We start from the raw sequence: 19568 nt of genomic DNA, 5'->3' as shown, positions 1-19568 counted from the left end.
AAGGAGGCTTTCGCCTCCTTTTTATTTTTCTGCTTCATACATTTGCAGATTGGCATAAACCGTTTCTAATATAGGTGCCGCAAGAGATAAACGCTTTGCTTTTTCAAGCAAAAAGCCGTGCAGATGGTGGCCTTCAGTCGTTTGTCCGTTTTCCATGTCACGAAGCATGGAGGACTTCATATGATAAGACATGCTTGACATCGTCCGGAAGCTCTCTTCCTCAAGATTCGGATCAGCCGGAACGCCGTCTTTTCGCAAAATAGAGCCAATCTCTCCAATAAGAGTTTGAGCCGCGTGACGTCCGCCTTCTGTTTCGAGGATCGGGCCAAGCGGCCTTTGAAATAACGTTGTGATCCCCGATTGCGCCGCAATAAACAGATACTTTTTCCAAATGTCCTTCTCGATATGCCCGCTGATAATGACTTCTGCCTTCACGCCTGAAAACGCCTCTTCAAGCGCTGTTATTCGTTCCGTACGCTCACCGTTCCATTCTCCGAATACAAAACGATGCGATGCGCTCGTATGATGAATTTCTCCCTTGTTGTCTAGGGCACTTTCTATAAAACACAAACCGCCCAGCACCTGTTCTTTTGAAAATGCCGCAAACAGCTGCTCGTAGTGTCGGTACCCGTTTAAGAAAGGGATAATGATAGATTCGCGATTGATAAACGGTTTGACATCGTTTATCACTTGACCAAGTGAATATGCTTTAGAAGCGATGATAACGACATCAAACTGCCCTGTTTCTCCAGCACTGATTAATGCGGGCTGAAATGATACATTCCCCTTTTCACTATGGATGGCAAGCCCGGTTTCTTTTAACTGCTCAGCTCTCTTTTGGCGTACGAGAAATGTCACATCATTGCCTTTCTCTGCAAGCCGTCCGCCAATATACCCGCCTACTCCTCCTGCTCCGACAACTAAAAATTTCATGTCGTGTCCCCTTTCATATCTATGTAGCAAAAAAAGCAGAGGAATCTCTGCTTTTTTTATCACGCGTATAGTTCAGTCAATTTTTTCTGCACATCAGCATTTTCAAGGAACTCATCATAGCTCATTTGCTTATCGACGATGCCGTTAGGTGTAATTTCTATAATTCTGTTGGCAATGGTCTGTACAAACTGATGGTCATGGGATGTAAACAGCATAGCGCCTTTAAAGCTGATTAAGCCGTTATTGAGCGCTGTAATGGATTCTAAGTCTAAATGGTTGGTCGGCTCATCCAAAATTAAAATATTGGCGCCAGAAAGCATCGCTTTCGAAAGCATACAGCGAACCTTTTCTCCCCCGGATAGTACATTTGCTTTTTTGTGGACTTCTTCGCCGGAGAACAGCATGCGACCTAAGAATCCGCGTAAAAAGCTCTCACTTTGGTCGTGAGGAGAATATTGGCGAAGCCAGTCTACAAGATTCAGATCACTGCCTTCGAAATATTCGCTGTTGTCTTTTGGAAAAAACGCTTGAGATGTTGTAACGCCCCATTTATACGTTCCGCTGTCAGCTTCCATTTCCCCGGAAATGATTTTAAACAGCGTAGTAACAGCCAGTTCATTGCGGCCAGTAAAAGCAATTTTATCTTCTCTATTCATAATGAAGCTGACATTGTCGAGCACTTTTACGCCATCGATTGTTTTCGTTAAGCCTTCCACCCGAAGAACATCATTTCCGATTTCCCGTTCCGGCGTAAAGTTAACGTAAGGATAGCGGCGGGAAGACGGTTTAATATCATCCAGCGTAATTTTTTCAAGAAGTTTCTTTCTTGATGTTGCCTGCTTAGATTTAGACGCATTGGCGCTGAATCTAGCGACAAACTCTTGAAGCTGTTTAATTTGCTCTTCTTTTTTCTTGTTCGCTTCTTGAGAAAGCTTTAACGCCAGCTGGCTTGATTCGTACCAGAAATCATAGTTTCCGACATAGATTTGGATTTTGTTAAAATCAAGGTCAGCGATGTGTGTACACACTTTATTTAAGAAGTGACGATCATGGGATACGACAATTACTGTGTTTTCAAAGTTAATCAGAAACTCTTCCAGCCACTGAATCGCCTGAAGGTCCAAGTGGTTCGTCGGCTCATCAAGCAGCAGAACATCCGGCTTGCCGAATAATGCCTGGGCCAAGAGCACTTTTACTTTCTCTGAACCGCCAAGGTCTTCCATCTTCTTCGTATGAAGATCTTCTGAGATTCCAAGGCCTTTTAGAAGGATCGCAGCTTCACTTTCCGCTTCCCATCCGTTCAGCTCTGCAAATTCACCTTCGAGCTCAGCAGCACGAATTCCATCCTCATCTGAGAAATCAGGCTTCATGTAAATAGCGTCTTTCTCCTGCATGACTTCATACAGGCGTTTGTGACCCATAATGACCACTTTCAGCACTTCATACTCTTCGTACTCAAAATGGTTCTGCTTCAAGACGGCAAGACGCTCGCCAGGACTCATATGAACGTCGCCTGTCTGAGGCTCAATTTCGCCTGATAACACTTTCAGAAACGTTGATTTACCGGCACCATTTGCACCAATTAACCCATAGCAGTTGCCTGGGGTAAATTTAATATTAACATCTTCAAATAACTTGCGATCTGCAAACCGCAAGCTTACATTATTTACAGCAATCATTTATTATCCTCCATCATGTCTATCATCAATAAAAGTATACCATGAATGCAGGGCAAGAGAAATGATTCCCTGATAAAACAGAGAGAAAACACTTATACACTCAAAGCGGCCAGCTATGTTACAATGAAGCAGAGAGATGCATCCGGCTGGAAAATTACACTCTCATGGAGGAACACGTTGAGGCTTTTAACACTTACTGAATACTGCTTATTAATCTTTTTTACGGGCTTTTACCTTGCCGTAACAGGCTTTACCGCCAAAGATATCGGCTTATATATTGGCATAGCCCTTATTTACATATTTTCGCACATTTTCTCTAAGCGACTTTTAGAAAAGCGCGGAAAAAAGAACAAACAGGTTCACCTTTTCTTCAGTGTGCTGGCCATTATCGGTTCAGTGTTCATCACGGTATTATGCATTGCATTAGTCGCTTCTTTTTCAAATTAAAAAACGCCTGCTGTCCAAAGGCCAGCAAGGCGTTTTTATTTTGTTTGACGCATTTCGTTAAACGGGAAAAAGACAAACTTCGATGTACCGACAATCCGGTCTTCCGCAATTAGTCCCAGCCCGTTTCGGCTGTCCATTGAATTCAGCCGGTTATCTCCCATGACAAAATATTTGCCTTTTGGAACCTTAACCGGTCCAAAGTCGCCTGTCAGACTGACACCAAGTTTTTCTGCTTCCTTTTTGTTTTTAGACAAGTAAGGCTCGGCTACTTTTTTTCCGTTTATATAAAGCGTGTCATCCTTCATTTGAACGGTTTCTCCAGGCTTTCCGATCAATCTTTTTACATAATGGATTTTTGACGTCTCACCGTTGATAATGACGATATCTCCACGCTGCAGCTCGCCGATATAGTTGACTGTTTTATTCACAAACAGCCTTTCTCCATCATGTAATGTGGGATACATAGATGAACCTTCAACTAAATAAGGCTCAAACAAAAAGTGACGGATCAGGAGAGCCAGCAGAACAGCGATGACAATCGCTTTTCCCCATTCCAAGTACGTATTGGTTTTTTTCTTCGCCGTTTTTTCAGTTTTCGTGTTTTTTTCCTCGGTCAAAGTGTTTCCTCCTAGACGATTGCTATGTCAGTTGTTTCCCTTCTTTTACTTTATCATAAATGATGATAAAGTACATAACTTAACCGCGCTCCCGCCAGCAGGATAAAGAAAAAGCGTCCTTTCGAATGAAGGACGCTTTTTCTTATTTCTCTGTAACAGGTTTTTTTAAGATACCGAGGATGATTGCCATCACAACAGCACCGATCACGATACTTAATAGGTATAGCCACGGGTGGTTTGTAATGAAGGCTACGAATACTCCTCCGTGAGGGGCCGGAAGCGTTACACGGAAGAATTCTGTTAATCCGCCGGCAACAGCTGCACCAACGACAGCAGCTGGAATGACGCGAAGCGGATCTGCCGCAGCAAACGGAATCGCTCCCTCTGTTACGAAAGCAGCACCCATGAAGTAGCATGTAATACCTGCTTCACGGTCACGCTGAGAGAACTTGTTTCGGAAAATTGTTGTTGCAAGTGCGATACCAAGCGGAGGAACCATACCGCCTGCCATGATCGCTGCATGAGGCGCATAGTTGCCTGCATCAATCATCGCGATACCGAACGTAAAGGCTGCTTTATTAAGCGGGCCGCCCATATCGATCGCCATCATACCACCCAAGATAATACCCATTAATACAAGATTACCAGTACCAAGGCTTTGAAGCCAGTTTGTTAAGAAATCCATAAATGCCGCTACTGGTGTATTGACAACAAATTGCATCAATATTCCAGTTAAGAAAATACCAAGCAGTGGGTAAATCAAAACAGGCTTTAATCCGTCAAGTGACTGTGGAACAAAGACAAAAGCTTTTTTCAAAAGAATGACAATGTAACCAGCTAGGAACCCGGCTATTAAACCTCCTAAAAACCCTGCATGTGCTTGTGAGGCCATAAATCCGCCCACCATACCAGGGGCAAACCCCGGACGGTCCGCAATACTCATTGCAATAAAACCAGCAAGAACCGCAACAATTAATGCAAGAGCATTATTTTCCCCAATAAATTTAAGCGCTGCAGCAAAAACATTGTAGCTAGGATCTTCTACTTTAGATGAATTAATTCCCCAGAAGAATGAAATGGCAACGAGGATACCGCCGCCGACTACGAACGGAAGCATGTTGCTGACACCGCTCATCAAATGCTTATAAAACGCGCTTCCGATGCTGTTGCCAGACTTTCCTCTTGCTTCATCTTCATCGTTTGAAGCTGAAGAAGCACCGCCGCTTCCTTGATAAATCGGCGCATCTTGATTCATCGCTTTTTCGATAAGCTCTTGCGGGCGTCTGATACCTGCTGTAACAGGTACTTGAAGCACGCGCTTGCCTTTAAAGCGCTCCATTTCAACCTGCTTGTCCGCTGCAACAATGATTGCAGGTGCATCTTCAATTTCTTGGGCAGTCAGCTTGTGCTTAATACCGCTTGACCCATTTGTTTCGACCTTAATGTCCACACCAAGCTCTTTCGCTTTTTCTTTAAGGGCATCAGCAGCCATGAATGTGTGTGCAATACCTGTCGGACATGCAGTAACCGCTAGGATTTTCCCTTTTCCGGCAGGTGCTGGTGCCGCTTCTTCTTCCTCTTCCTCTTCGTCATCATCTTTATCGTGCTGATTAATAATGTCGATGATGGCATCTTCTGACTCAGCTTCAAGGAGCTGCTTTCGGATTTCTTCACGCATTAGCAGCGTTGAAAGTCTTGACAATGCTTCAAGGTGAGTGTTGTTTGCGCCTTCAGTCGCAGCGATCATGAACACCAAGTGAGCCGGCTGGCCGTCTAATGATTCATAATCGACACCGTCTTTAGAACGTCCGAACGCAATCGCTGGGTTGATAACGCTTGCCGTTTTCGCATGCGGGATAGCGATTCCTTCACCAATACCCGTTGAGCTCTGGCTCTCACGATTTAAAATGGCTTCTTTGTAGGCTTGTCGGTCATTTAACTTTCCAGCCTTATCAAGAACAGTGACCATTTCGTCAATAACATTTTCTTTTTCTTTGCTCTCAATATTAAGCTTTATCGTATGCTTCGTTAAAAGCTCAGTTATTTTCACTTTTGTTTCCTCCTCTATAGACGTGTGACCTTAACTTCAGGAAGAAGCTGCTGGACAAATTCTTCTGTTCCAAGTTCTTCAGAGAACGCGGTAGCGCTGCCTGATGTCACTCCTAAGCGGAATGCTTCTTCAAGCGGCAGCTGTTTGGAAATACCGGCAAGAAAACCTGCAACGACTGAATCTCCTGCTCCGACTGAGTTTACCAATTTCCCCTTTGGCACGTTAGCAAAGTAAACAGCTTCCTTCGTAAACAGAAGCGCTCCGTCTCCGGCCATGGATACGATTACATGTTCAGCACCTTGTTCTACAAGCTTTTTCCCATAAGGAACAGCTTCTTCAACAGATGTAATTGTCGTGCCGAACATTTCTCCCAGCTCATGATGGTTTGGCTTCATCAAAAACGGTTTCATTTCTGTCGCTTTTAAAAGCGCCTCGCCTGAGATATCCAGAACAACTCGCGCGTTCTGCTGTTTGCAGGCCTCTGCGATTTTTTCATAAGTATCGTGAGGCAGTGAAGATGGAATGCTTCCTGCAAGAACGACGATATCTCCCTCTTGCAAAGATTGGAACTGTTCTAAAAAGGCTTTGAAATCTTCATCCGAAATTGTAGGTCCCTGCCCGTTAATTTCAGTTTCATCACCAGTTTTCAGCTTTACATTGATACGGGTATCTTCTTTTACTTCAGAAAAAGCTGTTTCCAGGTTTTCTTCCCGCAAAAACGTTTTGATATATTCTCCGGTAAATCCGCCGACGAATCCGAGCGCTTTAGACGGTACATGGTGTCTTTTCAGCAGTCTCGATACGTTGATGCCTTTGCCCCCTGGATACTTTGTATCGTATACGGAACGGTTCAGGCCTCCTACAGTAAAATCTTCAACGTGAACAATATAATCGACAGATGGATTAAGTGTTACAGTGTAAATCATGGTTTCACTACCTTTACGACAGTTTTTTCTTGGTAATTATCGAATGTAAGCTCTTCAGCGTCAGTCGTAATGATTGTTGCGTCGCCTATTCCGGCGAATGCCGAAAATGAAATTTCTCCGAATTTCGAAGGGTCTGCTAAGACGTAAGCGTGTTTTGCCTGTTTGACAGCTTTCTGTTTTAAAAGGGCCTCATCAGGGTCCGGCGTTGTGAATCCAGCCTCTGTATGGACACCGTTTGTCCCCAGAAAACTCTTATCGAATCTGTACTGATCCATGGCAATCAGTGAAGCGCCTCCAATAACCGCTCCCGTTCTGTGCTTTACGTATCCTCCAAGCAGATAAAAAGAAATTTCTTTCCTTATTAATGCTTCGATATGCATCACCCCGTTTGTGACAACGACAATATCTTTGTTTTTATCCATAAAATCAATCATGTGCAAAGTCGTCGTGCCTGCATCAAGATAAATGCAATCCCCTTCTTCTAAAAGTGAAGCCGCTTTTTCAGCAATCTTCAATTTATCGTGAAGGTTTTTGGATGATTTTTCAAGCATATCGGGTTCAAGTCTGATATCGGAAAGCTTGGCAGCTCCCCCATGAACACGCTTTAAAAAACCGCGTTCTTCAAGTGTCGATAAATCTCTTCTGATTGTTGATTCAGAAGCATTTGTCAGATTTATGAGCTCTTGAATTTTTACCACATCATACTTTTCTATTTGATCAATAATCAATTGATGCCGTTCAGGAGTTAGCATGCTTCACCTCCTAATGAAAACGTATTCATTTTGAATACAATTTCATTGTAAACGCTATTTTCAGTTTAGGCAACTAAAATCATTCAAATTCATTCAATAACTATCAAAATCTTTCACGTTTCTCCATATTAACGCATGTCTATAGGGTTTGTAAACTGTAAATTCGACAAAAATAAGGACAATTGTACGACATTTTCTTCTTATTTTAATGAAAAAAGTCTTTTATATTCGTAGTAGAAATCACTAAACATAAAAAAGCCTCATGCATGTTGCAAGAGGCTACTCGTAACGCAGAGCTTCAATCGGATCAAGCTTTGCGGCTTTATTTGCAGGAAGCATGCCGAAAATAACACCAATGAGCATACTGAAAAGCACGCCCCCGCATACAACCTGCCAGGATATGAGTGACGGCCAGCCCGCAATGGCAGAAACAAGCGCGGCCCCTCCGTATCCGATTCCAATCCCAATCAGTCCGCCGATAAGCGTCAATACGACTGATTCAATTAAAAACTGAGTCAGAATCTGCCCCCTCGTCGCACCGAGTGATTTTCTGATTCCGATTTCTCGCGTCCGTTCTGTGACTGATACGAGCATAATATTCATAACACCGATTCCGCCGACCAAAAGAGAGATGCCTGCAATTGAGCCGATAATTGTCGTCATAATCGCCGTTACTTTGCCAATTCCGGCAGCAATCTCTTCCATGTTCATCACTTGATAAGAATCCTCTGTGCCATGATTGTCATTTACCAGCTGTGCAGCTTCTTTTCCAGCTGATTTTATGTTGTCTGCTGATTCGACTTGCAATGATACGTTACTGAAATCACTTGTGCCAAAAGAGGATTTCATCATATTAAATGGCACATACATTTCACTTAAACCGAAAGAAAGCAAGCCTGTTTCTTTTTTCAGCACGCCGATAATTTCAACAGGCTGTCCGTTGACCCAGACTACTTCACCGAGAGGGGAGGTTTTATCAAACAGCTCTTCTGCCATCTTTTGAGAGATGACTCCGGCTCTTTTCCCCGCGAGAAAATCATTGTCGGTAAAGGATCTGCCGCTTTCTATTTTTAAAGAATTGACATTCATGTATCCATCGTTTATTCCGTTAATCGTAACATCCGTTTCTTCCTCATGATAACGCACTGTCATACTCTCAGAAGTGGAAGCAACGACTTGTTTGATGCCCTCTATCTCTTTTAAACCTTTAATATCGTTTTCTGTAAACGTAGATTCAATTGCGGCGTTCGGATTGCTTGCAAGCTCCTCATCACTTGGCATGTAGTACAGCTCCACGGTATTTCCCGGACCGCTGATCGACTGTTTCAGCATTTGCTCGCCGCCCTGCCCTACCGCAACGACGACAATGACAGATCCTACACCAATGATAATACCGAGCATCGTTAAGATCGAACGCATTTTATGGGCAAGGACAGAGCTTAGAGCCATTCTGATGTTCTCTAACAGGCTCATTCTCCCACGCTCCTTTGCCCGGAGCTGGCAGGAACAATGTTTCCGTCACGCACCATGATGATCCGATTCGTACAATCTGCAACCTCCGGCTCGTGAGTAACAAGAACGATTGTCGTCCCCTCGGCATTTAATGCTGTAAATTGATCCATAATCGCCGCGCTTGTTTTCGTATCAAGCGCGCCGGTCGGTTCATCAGCTAAAATCAATTTTGGCTCATTCACGATCGCCCTCGCAATCGCCACCCGCTGCTTCTGCCCGCCCGACAGCTCATTGGGCATGTGGAGCATTCGATCAGCTAACCCGACTTTTTCCAACGCTCTCTCAGCCCGCTCTTGACGTTCTTTTTTGCCTATCCCGGAATAAATCATCGGCAGCTCGACGTTTTTTTTTGCATTCAGCCGCGGAAGAAGCTGAAATTGCTGAAATACAAAACCGATGGACCGGTTACGGACTGCCGCCAATTCTTTATCTTTATATGAAGAAATATCTTCGCCGTCCAATTTATACGTACCGGAAGTCGGCCGGTCAAGGCAGCCGATAATATTCATGATCGTCGATTTCCCTGATCCTGACGGCCCCATAATTGAGACATATTCCCCTTGATGGATGTCCAAATGAATAGAATGGAGAACATCAAACGTTTCCCTGCCGATCTGATAGCTTTTTCGCACATTAGAAAGCTGAATCATTTATGCTTTCACTTCCGTTCCATCGGTCACCTGATCAGAAGGATTCAAAATGACTTGATCATCTTGAGAAATTCCTTCTTTAATTTCTGTCAGATCATCTGTTACTTCACCGATTTTGACATCAACTCGTTTTGCTTTTCCGTCTTTTACTGTATACACATAATATTGATCATCTTCTTTTTTAACTGCCTTTGAAGGAAGCGTATTTGCTTTCCGCTTATCTGTTTCAATATTCATGATGAATTTAAAGCCTGGCTTTCCTTCTGGAAGCTTCCCTTTTATTTTCACTTGAAGGGGGTATTGGACTGCTTGTTCTGTTCCTTGTGCCGCAGTGCTTTCCTGCTGATCCGGAACAAGTCCGACAGCGGAAACTATGCCTTTCCATGTTTTATCCTGGATAACATCTGAAGTGAGTGTGACCTTCTGGCCTTTTTTGACTTTCAGTGTATCGTATTCAGACAATTTCCCTGAGACGACAAGGTCTTTTGGGTTGCCGATATGTATGACAGGCTCTTGAATATCTGATTTTTTGGATGCCGCTTCTTGGTTGACAGAAATAACAGTGCCTTCGATTTCGCTTTTCACTTCAAGATCTGATACCCGACTGGCAAGTGACTGCCGCTGAAGCTCGGTTTGTTTTAATTCGATCTCAGCTGTTTTTTCCTGCATTTGAAGCTCCGTCCGTTCAGACTCAATTTGTTTTTCTGCTTCTTTCTTTCCAACCTGTTTTGCCAGTTCTTTTTCTTTATTGTCTAACGCTTTTATCTTTTCTTGAATTTGGTCAATTTGAAGCTGATTCGATTCAGCCGTTAACTGGTTCTGTTCTTTTTCCAGGCTCAGCTGCTCATTTGTATAGGTGACTAAAGGCGTGTCCTTTTTAACTTTATCGCCTTCCTTCACTTTAATGTCTTCTAATGTCCCTTTATCCGCTTCATAGAACACATACTGTTCATTTGAAAATTTAAGTGTGCCGGGAACCATAACCGTTGACGAGATTTCTTTTTCTTCGAGTCTTCCCGTCTGTATATTCTGGCCGGCGCTGCCGCTTGTCGGAGCGGCAGACCGGTATATATTTATTCCAATAAAAAGAGCGACTAAAGCGGCGATTCCAATTCCGATCCAAACTTTTTTCATGAGTTTATGCACCCGCCACAGAATTGATTAAACCTGAAAAGAACGAAAATGCGACCAAAATCCCGAAAAGAACAATCACTGAAATCCATCCTGCTTTTTTTGAGATGCCGCCTGTTTTGTGAAGTCCGATTGCTAGTAATACATAGCTCCATATGCTGAATATCTCAAAGGTGTTCAACACACTGGCGAGAGCTCCGTCAGAAGGAATAATTCCTGCCAATGACGTCATACTGTAAAGAGAGCTCGCATCAGTTGTAAAAGCAACGATTCCATTAATCAATAATCCAAGGCTGCTAATCAAAGAGACAAATAGACCGAGAGAAAGCATTTTTTTGTATGACGTAACCCCGCCTGATATTTTCACACAGAGCCAATAAATAAGAGGGGCAATAAATAACGCTGCGATACCGCCTAAAATAGCCCCTGCCATTCCTCCAAATTTGGTTATGGTTGCGACAGTTTCAATTTGTTCAGCTGATAACCCTTGAGTGTCCCCGTTTTTCAAAAGCTCACTATAATCCGTACCGAGTGATTGCAACACCGCGCCAACGATGATAATCGCTGCAACAATAAAAAGCGGTCCCCATACAGCCGGCCTTTCTCTTATTCTTTCAAATTGAACGGCCGGATTTGTGATCACTCCGAAAAGTGACGGCTTTTCAGTCACCATTCCGCTGTTTTTTTCTACATTTGTTTCCATTCCAAAACCTCCTTGAGAATATCTAACAGATCATACGGGAGAAGTATCAAAAAGTTTCATGTTTTTCTAATAAAATTCGAAAAGCCTGCAGTATATAACTGAAGGCTTTTGCTCTTATTCTATCGCTGTACTGTATTGCGCTTTCACAAGCCCGGCATAGATGCCTCCTTTAGCGAGCAGCTGCTCATGGTTTCCTTCTTCCATTTTCTTGCCGTGATCAAGAACAATGATACGGTCGGCGTCGCGGATCGTGGACAATCTGTGGGCGATCATCACTGCTGTACGCCCTTTCAGCAACGTTTTCAAAGCTTGCTGAATTTTCACCTCCGTCTCTGTATCAATACTTGCCGTTGCTTCGTCGAGGATGATAATAGCCGGATCGGCAAGCAATGCTCTTGCAAAGGAAATGAGCTGGCGCTGTCCGGCAGACAGTACGCTGCCCCTTTCCTCCACCTCTGTTTTGTATCCTTCTGCTAAACCAGATATAAACTCATCCGCTCCGACCGCTTGGGCAGCTTTCATCACCTCTTCGTCTGAAGCACCCGGCCGTCCAAAACGAATATTTTCCATGATGGTCCCGGAGAAAATAAATGTATCTTGCAGCACAATGCTGATTTGAGAGCGCAAACTGGCAAGAGAAAGATCCTTAATCGGAATACCGTCTATTTTAATCGCGCCTCCCGTGGCATCATAAAAACGGCTGATTAAGTTGGCGATCGTCGTTTTCCCGCTTCCCGTATGCCCGACAAGCGCAAGCGTCGAGCCCGCCGGGATAGAGAAGGAAACAGCGTGAAGGGCTTTTCGTTTTTCATCATAGGAAAATTCAACCTCTTCAAAGCTGATCTCTCCATTTATCGTTTTCTTATGAATGGCATCCGGCTTCTCCTTGACATTTGGCTGTTCGTCCAGAAACTCAAAAATCCGCTCTGATGATGCCATCCCCATTAACAGCTGGTTATAGACCTGGCCCAGTCTCGAGATAGGTTCCCAAAACATGCCCAAATAGAAGGCAAAAGAAACGAAGACGCCAATCGTGATGGTTTCATTCATGATGAGTGTGGCGCCATACCAAATTAAGACAGCTGTTCCAATCGCATTCGTCATTTCTACCAGCGGACGGAACATGGCATTTTTTCTTGTTGCTTCCTGCCAAGATTGATAGTTCTCCTGATTAACGCCGTCAAAATACGCCATGTTTTCTTCTTCCTGCGTAAATGCCTGTGTGACACGGATGCCCTGAATGCTTTCATTCAAATGAGAGTTTAGCTTCGATTGCTTTAGACGCACCGATTGCCAGGAGCGGCGTATTTTTTTCCTTAGACTTGTTGAAATAAAAAACATAATTGGCAGTGTCACCATGATGGCGATAGTCAGCTCAGGACTCAGCGTAAACAAAATGATAATAACGCCGGCCAAAAGCAGCAAGTCCGTCAATAAGTTGATGACTCCGCTTGTAAAGAGCTCCTGAAGAGAGTTAATATCATTCATAACCCTGACCAAGATCGACCCGGCCGACCGCTGATCAAAAAATCGGTGGGATAAGCGCTGCACATGGGTAAATAAATGCTGCCGCAAATCGTATATCACATGCTGGCCAAGCTGATTCATCCACCTGATTCTTAACACATTGGCGGCATAATTGAGGACATATAAACCGCTAATGATGAAAATGAGCTGGATCAGCAGCCCCGAGTTTCTCGCTGTAATGGCTTGATCGAGAACATAAACGCCGATCAGAATAGGAATCACAAGCTTTACAGCAGTCCCAATCAATACGGTGAGAAAGGAAAGCGGCAAAATTGTTTTTCGATATGGTTTGACATAGCTCAGCAGCCGCCACATTTGAGCCCAGTTAAACGGCTTTTCAATGATTTCATCTGAAGAATAATAGAAACGCTCCAAAATCCCCTGTTTTTTTGCTTGTTTCATATGGCCCTCCCTATCCGACCTGATGCGGCTCATTGATCAATTTGACATCACGGTATTGCAAATCGTAAATCTTTTTATAATAGCCGCCTTTTTCAAGAAGCTCTTGATGTGTTCCCCTTTCACAAATGCGCCCCTTATCAAAAACGAGAATTTCATCGGCGTGTTTCAGTGAAGAAATGCGGTGAGCGATGATAAAGGTTGTGCGGTTTTTCATGACTTCTTTTAAGGCAAGCTGTATGCTGTGCTCCGTTTGCATATCTACTGCGCTTGTGGCGTCATCCAATATTAAAATGCTCGGGTTCAAGCAAATGGCTCTCGCAATGGCTATACGCTGTTTCTGTCCGCCGGACAGCCCCATTCCCCTCTCTCCCAGCATGGTGTCATATCCGTCAGGAAGCTCCATAATAAAGTCGTGAGCCTGCGCCCTTTTTGCGGCTTCGATGATGTCTTCCATTGAGGCATCCGGCCTCCCGTACGAAATGTTTGCTCGAATCGTAGATGAAAACAGAAAAGATTCTTGAAGTACGACCCCGATATTGGAGCGAAGGGTTTTTAATGAATAATCTGTGAGGGGCTTGTGATCAATGGTAATCATTCCGCCAACAGGGCTGTAAAATCTAGTGAGGAGCTGTGTAACTGAGCTTTTGCCTGAACCTGTCGGGCCCAATAGGCCGATTACCTTCCCGCTGTTTGCCTCAAAGCTTACATTGCGCAGCGCGTTTGTTTGTTCTTTTCCGTATGCAAGAGAAACATTTTTGAAATGGACATTGCCGGTTAATTTTTGTTTATGCAAAGCATGAGCATGGTCTGCGATGTCTTCTTCTTTTTCCAGAATTTCCAGCAGGCGTTCACCTGACGCTTTTGCTTGAGAGAACATATTGATTACAAAACCTAAGTTCATAATCGGCCACATCATATAATTCACGAGACTGAAAAAAGCGACAAGCTCACCGGGATTGAGCTGATTTTGCATAACCAAGTAGCCGCCGTATGAGAGAAGAGCAACAATAGAAACATTACCGATAAATTCCATCAAGGGGAAATACGCAGACCAAATGGATGATGTTTGTAAATACTGTGCCCTGTATTCCGCATTGGCTTTATTGAAAGTGCTGATCTGAAAATCCTCTCTGGAAAGAGATTTCACCGTATTGATGCCGCTGATATTTTCCTGAACTTTTGTATTGAGTGTCGCAAACGATTTGCGGATGCCTCTAAAGGCCGGATGGACCCTTTTGTCAAACTGATATACAGCAACAGCGAGAAATGGCAGAACAGCTATTGTTACAAGCGTAAGTGGAACAGAATAGTAAAACATGACCGACAGGCTGATGGCGACCAGCAGGACGAATCGAATGAGCTCAGCGAGACCGTATGATAAGAAAAAACGAAGCCCTTCAACATCAGCTGTCAGCCTGGACATCAAATCACCTGTTTTCGCGTTATCATAATAAGAAAAAGAAAGCCTCTGCAGTTTTTCATAGAGGCCATTTCTCAGCCGATAAACGGATTTGATCCCGAACATATCACCTAAATATTGATGAAAAAAAGTGGCGGTTCCTTTCAGGGCCATTACCGCAATAAATCCTAAACTGACCCATGCTGCAAGCTGATACTGCCTCCCCAGCACGATTTCATCAATCGTAATTTGCAGGATAATCGGGTAAACGACAGTAATCGCAGTCATCAAAAACATGGCGAGAAGCGACCACATAAACACCTTTCTGTACGGCCAATAAAACATTTTTAATCTTTTAAATGTCTCCATATCCAGCACCTTTCTCGTTTATATCTTCTTTACTATATCGATACCCGAAATAAATTTCTATCGTTTTTCAAAAATTCAGTCTAATGTTGGAGTGAGTCTCTTACTTTATAGGGAGTCCCTTATGTAGAATAAACGCTTACAGAAAATCATTGTATGCTGAGGATACTTGGGGATATGCGAAAAAATACAGAAAAACCGGATGGCTGAATGCCGTCCGGTTTTCATCCACCGCTGACCGGCGGAATGATGGCTACCGTGTCACCTGAAGATACAGAAGTATTTTCCTTTACATAGCTTTCGTTAACAGCAATCATAGCTGTATCAATGGATGCAAGGCCGTATTGTTCTTTTAGATTCGCTTTTATTTCGTCTGTAGTTGCTTGTTCCATATCTATTTCCAATGCTTGTTTGCCGGCCTGTTCAGCAAGCCCTGCAAATAAAAGAATTTTAATCATGCTGCTCTCCCCCGCTTAAGTCTGGTTTTCCGTTCGGATAAGCTGTTGTTTCAAGCTGGTCGCCGATCCATTGCTCACCGTCTTCCCAAATTTCTTTTTTCCAAATCGGCACAATCTGTTTAATTCGTTCGATCGCATACTCATTGGCTTCATAAGCAGCTTTCCGATGGGGAGATGATACAGCGATCACTACCGCTGCTTCACCGATATCCAGCACACCTATACGGTGCGTGATCGCAGCTGAAGCACCTTCCCATTTTTCTTCGATTTCAGCGCCGATTTGAGCCAGCATTTGCACGGCCATCGGTTCATATGCCTCATATTCCAGCCGAACCGTTCTTTTTCCGTTTGTCCATTCCCGAACCGTGCCAATAAATGTCGTAATTGCCCCTGCTTCCCGTTTCTCCACTTTTTTGATGATGTCTTCAGTAATAATGGGTGTTTTCGTGATCTCAAACCGTTCCATTATGCAGATTCCCCCTTCAGCTGTGAAAGCACAAAATCCACAGCAACCGGATCATCCGCATGAAAAACGGGTAATCCCTGATGCTCTGTCATATGCTCTTTTTTTCTATAGATGATGGCGATTGTATTTACTGCCTGCAGCGCTTCTAGATCTTCCTTTTTGCTTAGTATAACCACTTTAGGATAAGGGGCTTTTTTAAAGCCTTCAATCAGAAGGCAGTCTGTTTCTAGAAACCGATATAACTCAATCAGCCGCGGCAAATCCCAATTGCGGCGGGCTGTCAGCTGTAACACACCAGCACCTTCTACTGCTGTCACACTAGCACCTGCCGCTCGATAACGGTCAGTGTCTTTTCCTTCAGTGAACGTTTGCGGTTCACCGCCGTGACCGTGGTGCTTTAGGCAGCCTAAATTGAGCTCCTGTTCAAAGGCTTTTTCAAGGATGCGCTCGATAAACGTTGTTTTCCCGCTGTTTTGAAATCCTACAACTTGGACGATCGGGAAAGGACGGACCAAGGCCATTCACTTCCATTCTCTTCTCTGATGAGCAGCACTTGAACCGTTCTGCCTGATTCATATCCTCTCGTGCCGCCCGGCAGGATAATAAACGCATTTGCTTCTGCAAGTGACGTGACGGAGCTGGACTTATCTAATCCGACGGGTTCCGCCAACAGCTTTCCTTCCTGATGATATACGAAAGCACGAACAAATCGGGTAAAGGGGTTCGGCTTTGGAAAATCGTTAGTCAAAACAGCTTCCGCACAAATCGAATGAGGTTTTTCATTGAGAAGCCATGTCTGGATCATCGGTTTGACAAACAGTTCAAAGCCGACATAGCATGCCGACGGATTACCCGACAGGCCAAACAGCAGCATATCGTTTGCATGCGCCACCGTCGTCACGCTGCCCGGGCGCATGGCAACTTTATTAAAGAGCACGTCCGCTCCGAGTTTTTCATAGATCGCAGGCAAAAAGTCAAAATCACCAACCGACACACCGCCAGTTGTAATCAGAAAATCAACCTTTTTCATCGCTTCTTTGACCGCGGCAAAGCTTTTATCCAGATCATCAGAAATTTTCCCTAAATAAAGCGGTGATGCGCCTGCTTCTATTACTTGCGCATACACCATACTGGCATTGCTGTTGCGGATTTTCCCCGGCTCCAGCGGATCACTGACATTCAGCAATTCGGTACCGGTTGCGATAATCCCGACAACAGGCTTTCTCACGACAGGCACAGATGCGTATCCGAACGTTGCCAAAAGCGCAGTCACTCCTGGTGTCACTCGGGTGCCCTTTCTCAATAAAACACTCCCTTTTTGAGCGTCTTCACCTGTTTTTGAAATATTATCCCCTGGCTGAAAACGGCGTTTTAAAGACATAAACGCCTTCCCATTCTTCTCAAAGGGTTGAGTCAGCTCAATCATGACGACAGCATCAGCCCCTTCAGGGATTTGCGCGCCAGTCATAATCCGCACGGCCTCAAACGGGCCAAGTTCTTTTTCAGATACAGCCCCCGCTCCGATATGGTCAATGACTTCAAACCGAACCGGGTTCTCACGTGAAGCTTCAGCCGTATCGCACGCTCTGACGGCAAAACCGTCGTATGGTGAACGGTCAAATGCGGGTACGTGGTGATCTGCTGTTACGTCTTCAGCTAAAAATCGATGAAGGCTGTCTTCAAGCGTCACCCATTCTGTTTCCCCTTGTTTTTGAAAATGGCAGACACGCCGAACTGCCTCGTCTACCGGTATCGGTGTTCTTTTCTCCAGCATTCTGACCCCTCCTGTTGTTACAATCCAATTACTCTTGCCAACACGGAATTGGCTTCTTTCACATCATTTGTTCCATGCACCAGTGCACGTCCGTCATTGAATATGACAATTCTAAAATCCTCGTAAAAAATATGCAGCAAAAACGCATTGGCCTCGACCTTGCCAATTGTTTTCAGCCGCTTGATGAGCTCCTGTTTCGGAATTCTTTTTAATGACTCCGACCTTATCTGAACTGTATCACGGCCGCACAGTACAGCGGCTTTTGGTGTGTTCCAGTCTTGGAGATAAGGATAAACCGCATGTGTTCCGCAAGACGGGCAATCCTCACGGCGTACATGATTAACGTTAATCTTCATATGCGAGTTGTTCCAGACATCGAATGTCACAAAACCGCGCTGTATCGCGTCTGTTTGGCCGGTTAGCAGCTTTAAAGCCTCAGCCTGCTGATAGGCAGAAACGATATGCACAGCGGGCGGAATGATGCCAGCAGTATCACACGTCGCCCCCCCGACAGGAATTTGCTCAAACAAACAAGATAGACAAGGGGTTTCTCCCGGAATAATCGTCATGAACATCCCTTGGCTGCTTACACAAGCGCCATAGACCCACGGTGTCTTTGTTTTCTGGGCAAGATCGTTTATCAGCATGCGGGTTTCAAAATTATCTGTCGCGTCGATCACGACATCTGCTTTTTCAATCAGCGGTTCAAGCGTTTCGGCCGTTCCTTCGGCAACATGGGCCTCAATATGTATTCCGCTGTTAATCACTGAGAGATGCTCTTTGGCAGCCATGGCTTTCGGCATGCGGAGCTTGGCATCGCTTTCTGTATAAAGCTGCTGCCTCTGCAGATTGCTCCACTCCACATAGTCACGGTCAATAATGGTAATGGTGCCGACTCCCGCTCTCGCAAGCCCTTCAGCTCCTGCAGTGCCAAGCGCCCCCGCTCCGACAACCAGGACATGGCTGTCTCCCAGTCTTTTCTGGCCCTTTTCCCCTATTTGTTTAAATCTGATTTGCCGTGAATAACGCTCCTCCATCAAACCTGTTCTCCTTATCTTTTATGTCATCTTAACATGTTTTTGCCCCATCAGTCCCACCTGAAGGAATCCGTTTTTTCTTCCAAACCGTTAAAATCCTCGCGTGTATTAATGTTGATAAACTCAGCCGGATTTGCCCCAATTTCTTCAGCGTGTACGTAACAAACCGAAATTCGATCTAACAAATCTGAAATTCTTAATCTCTTCTCAGAAAGCTGATCATATAGAATGGGCATGATTCTTTTATGGTACATTGCAATCAATGGCTGCTCCCGTCCGTCTGAAATCGGGACAACCGCGTCTGTACCGGCAGTCATCAAACGCTCGAGCTCCAGCATCGTCCTTCTTTGTATCAGCGGCGTGTCACAGGAAAGAACGGTATAAAGATCACCGTTTGTCTTTTTAAAAGCGGTATATATACCAGCCAATGGCCCCATGCCTTGAAAAGGCTCAGCATCTTGATACACTTCATTTTCACCGTTTTCTTGAAATCTATCAATAAACTCAGGACGGCTGATGATAACCGTATGTTCTCCAAGCGCCCTTTTGGCCCATTCGTAAAACATCCTGCCCCTCCATTTCACAAACGCCTTCGGTTCTCCGAAGCGCCGTGAGGCTCCCCCTGCCAGCAGTACGTTTATATGCTCCATGTCATCTCACCTCTAGTTCGTTAAAAGCATAGCAAAAGCAAAGCCCCGACGCCACTGCTTGTCTGTTTATTAAAGAGGAATAGCTGTTC

General features: G+C 44.5%; 19 protein-coding genes. 1 reads left to right on the top strand and 18 read right to left on the bottom strand.

Annotation, left to right across the window (positions count from 1 at the left end):
* Positions 1 to 21: 21 nt before the first annotated feature.
* Both M1M80_RS08010 and M1M80_RS08005 read right to left on the bottom strand, forming a co-directional pair.
* A complete protein-coding gene (locus M1M80_RS08010) occupies positions 22 to 933 on the bottom strand; it encodes a ketopantoate reductase family protein (protein WP_060398538.1) in 912 nt (303 codons plus the stop codon).
* A gap of 59 nt (positions 934 to 992) precedes the next feature.
* Entirely contained in the window at positions 993 to 2612 is a 1620-nt protein-coding gene (locus tag M1M80_RS08005; RefSeq protein ID WP_003238870.1) for an ABC-F family ATP-binding cassette domain-containing protein, read from the bottom strand.
* A 177-nt stretch (positions 2613 to 2789) separates the two neighbouring features.
* On the opposite strand from M1M80_RS08005, the gene M1M80_RS08000 reads away from it, so the two are divergent.
* On the top strand, positions 2790 to 3059 hold the full coding sequence (locus M1M80_RS08000) for a hypothetical protein (protein ID WP_060400021.1): 270 nt from the start codon (positions 2790 to 2792) through the stop codon (positions 3057 to 3059).
* A 35-nt stretch (positions 3060 to 3094) separates the two neighbouring features.
* On the opposite strand, the gene sipT is transcribed toward M1M80_RS08000, so the two are convergent.
* From sipT to M1M80_RS07920, 16 genes are all read right to left on the bottom strand, one after another.
* Positions 3095 to 3676, bottom strand: a complete 582-nt coding sequence (gene sipT / locus M1M80_RS07995) for a signal peptidase I sipT (protein ID WP_003238872.1) — start codon at positions 3674 to 3676, stop codon at positions 3095 to 3097.
* Positions 3677 to 3818: 142 nt separating this feature from the next.
* Entirely contained in the window at positions 3819 to 5726 is a 1908-nt protein-coding gene (locus M1M80_RS07990) for a PTS fructose transporter subunit IIABC (protein ID WP_060398537.1), read from the bottom strand.
* A 14-nt stretch (positions 5727 to 5740) separates the two neighbouring features.
* Positions 5741 to 6652, bottom strand: a complete 912-nt coding sequence (gene pfkB / locus M1M80_RS07985; RefSeq protein ID WP_060398536.1) for a 1-phosphofructokinase — start codon at positions 6650 to 6652, stop codon at positions 5741 to 5743.
* Positions 6649 to 7404 (bottom strand): DeoR/GlpR family DNA-binding transcription regulator, encoded by a 756-nt coding sequence (locus M1M80_RS07980; protein WP_060398535.1) that lies wholly within the window; start codon positions 7402 to 7404, stop codon positions 6649 to 6651. Before M1M80_RS07980 ends, pfkB begins: the two co-directional genes overlap by 4 nt.
* Before the next feature lie 279 nt (positions 7405 to 7683).
* A complete protein-coding gene (gene skiZ, locus M1M80_RS07975; RefSeq protein ID WP_060398534.1) occupies positions 7684 to 8877 on the bottom strand; it encodes a sporulation-delaying-protein transporter subunit SkiZ in 1194 nt (397 codons plus the stop codon).
* Positions 8874 to 9566: an ABC transporter ATP-binding protein YknY gene (yknY, locus tag M1M80_RS07970; RefSeq protein WP_003238881.1), complete on the bottom strand. Its 693-nt coding sequence runs from the start codon at positions 9564 to 9566 to the stop codon at positions 8874 to 8876. Before yknY ends, skiZ begins: the two co-directional genes overlap by 4 nt.
* Positions 9567 to 10700 carry an efflux RND transporter periplasmic adaptor subunit gene (locus tag M1M80_RS07965; protein ID WP_060398533.1) on the bottom strand — a complete coding sequence of 378 codons (1134 nt, stop codon included), beginning with the start codon at positions 10698 to 10700 and terminating at the stop codon, positions 9567 to 9569. It lies immediately after the preceding gene.
* A gap of 4 nt (positions 10701 to 10704) precedes the next feature.
* Positions 10705 to 11400, bottom strand: a complete 696-nt coding sequence (gene yknW, locus M1M80_RS07960) for a YknW family membrane protein (RefSeq protein ID WP_003238885.1) — start codon at positions 11398 to 11400, stop codon at positions 10705 to 10707.
* Positions 11401 to 11514: 114 nt separating this feature from the next.
* Positions 11515 to 13329: an ABC transporter ATP-binding protein gene (locus M1M80_RS07955; RefSeq protein ID WP_060398532.1), complete on the bottom strand. Its 1815-nt coding sequence runs from the start codon at positions 13327 to 13329 to the stop codon at positions 11515 to 11517.
* Between the two features lie 10 nt (positions 13330 to 13339).
* On the bottom strand, positions 13340 to 15097 hold the full coding sequence (locus M1M80_RS07950; protein WP_060398531.1) for an ABC transporter ATP-binding protein: 1758 nt from the start codon (positions 15095 to 15097) through the stop codon (positions 13340 to 13342).
* A gap of 221 nt (positions 15098 to 15318) precedes the next feature.
* On the bottom strand, positions 15319 to 15552 hold the full coding sequence (gene moaD, locus M1M80_RS07945) for a molybdopterin converting factor subunit 1 (RefSeq protein WP_003238889.1): 234 nt from the start codon (positions 15550 to 15552) through the stop codon (positions 15319 to 15321).
* A complete protein-coding gene (locus M1M80_RS07940; protein ID WP_003238892.1) occupies positions 15545 to 16018 on the bottom strand; it encodes a molybdenum cofactor biosynthesis protein MoaE in 474 nt (157 codons plus the stop codon). The genes moaD and M1M80_RS07940 overlap by 8 nt, the downstream gene beginning before the upstream one ends.
* Positions 16018 to 16539: a molybdopterin-guanine dinucleotide biosynthesis protein B gene (mobB, locus tag M1M80_RS07935; RefSeq protein ID WP_060398530.1), complete on the bottom strand. Its 522-nt coding sequence runs from the start codon at positions 16537 to 16539 to the stop codon at positions 16018 to 16020. The genes M1M80_RS07940 and mobB overlap by 1 nt, the downstream gene beginning before the upstream one ends.
* Positions 16500 to 17792 (bottom strand): molybdopterin molybdotransferase MoeA, encoded by a 1293-nt coding sequence (locus M1M80_RS07930; RefSeq protein WP_060398529.1) that lies wholly within the window; start codon positions 17790 to 17792, stop codon positions 16500 to 16502. Before M1M80_RS07930 ends, mobB begins: the two co-directional genes overlap by 40 nt.
* A gap of 17 nt (positions 17793 to 17809) precedes the next feature.
* The gene (locus tag M1M80_RS07925) at positions 17810 to 18829 is read right to left on the bottom strand and encodes a molybdopterin-synthase adenylyltransferase MoeB (RefSeq protein ID WP_060398528.1); all 1020 of its coding nucleotides are present in this window, start codon (positions 18827 to 18829) and stop codon (positions 17810 to 17812) included.
* A gap of 50 nt (positions 18830 to 18879) precedes the next feature.
* Positions 18880 to 19479 (bottom strand): molybdenum cofactor guanylyltransferase, encoded by a 600-nt coding sequence (locus M1M80_RS07920; RefSeq protein WP_060398527.1) that lies wholly within the window; start codon positions 19477 to 19479, stop codon positions 18880 to 18882.
* Between the last annotated feature and the right edge of the window lie 89 nt (positions 19480 to 19568).

This window comes from Bacillus inaquosorum (assembly GCF_023238325.1).
GTDB lineage: Bacteria > Bacillota > Bacilli > Bacillales > Bacillaceae > Bacillus > Bacillus inaquosorum.
Note: the sequence above shows the minus strand (reverse complement) of the source record. Positions and strands in the feature narration are given on the sequence as shown.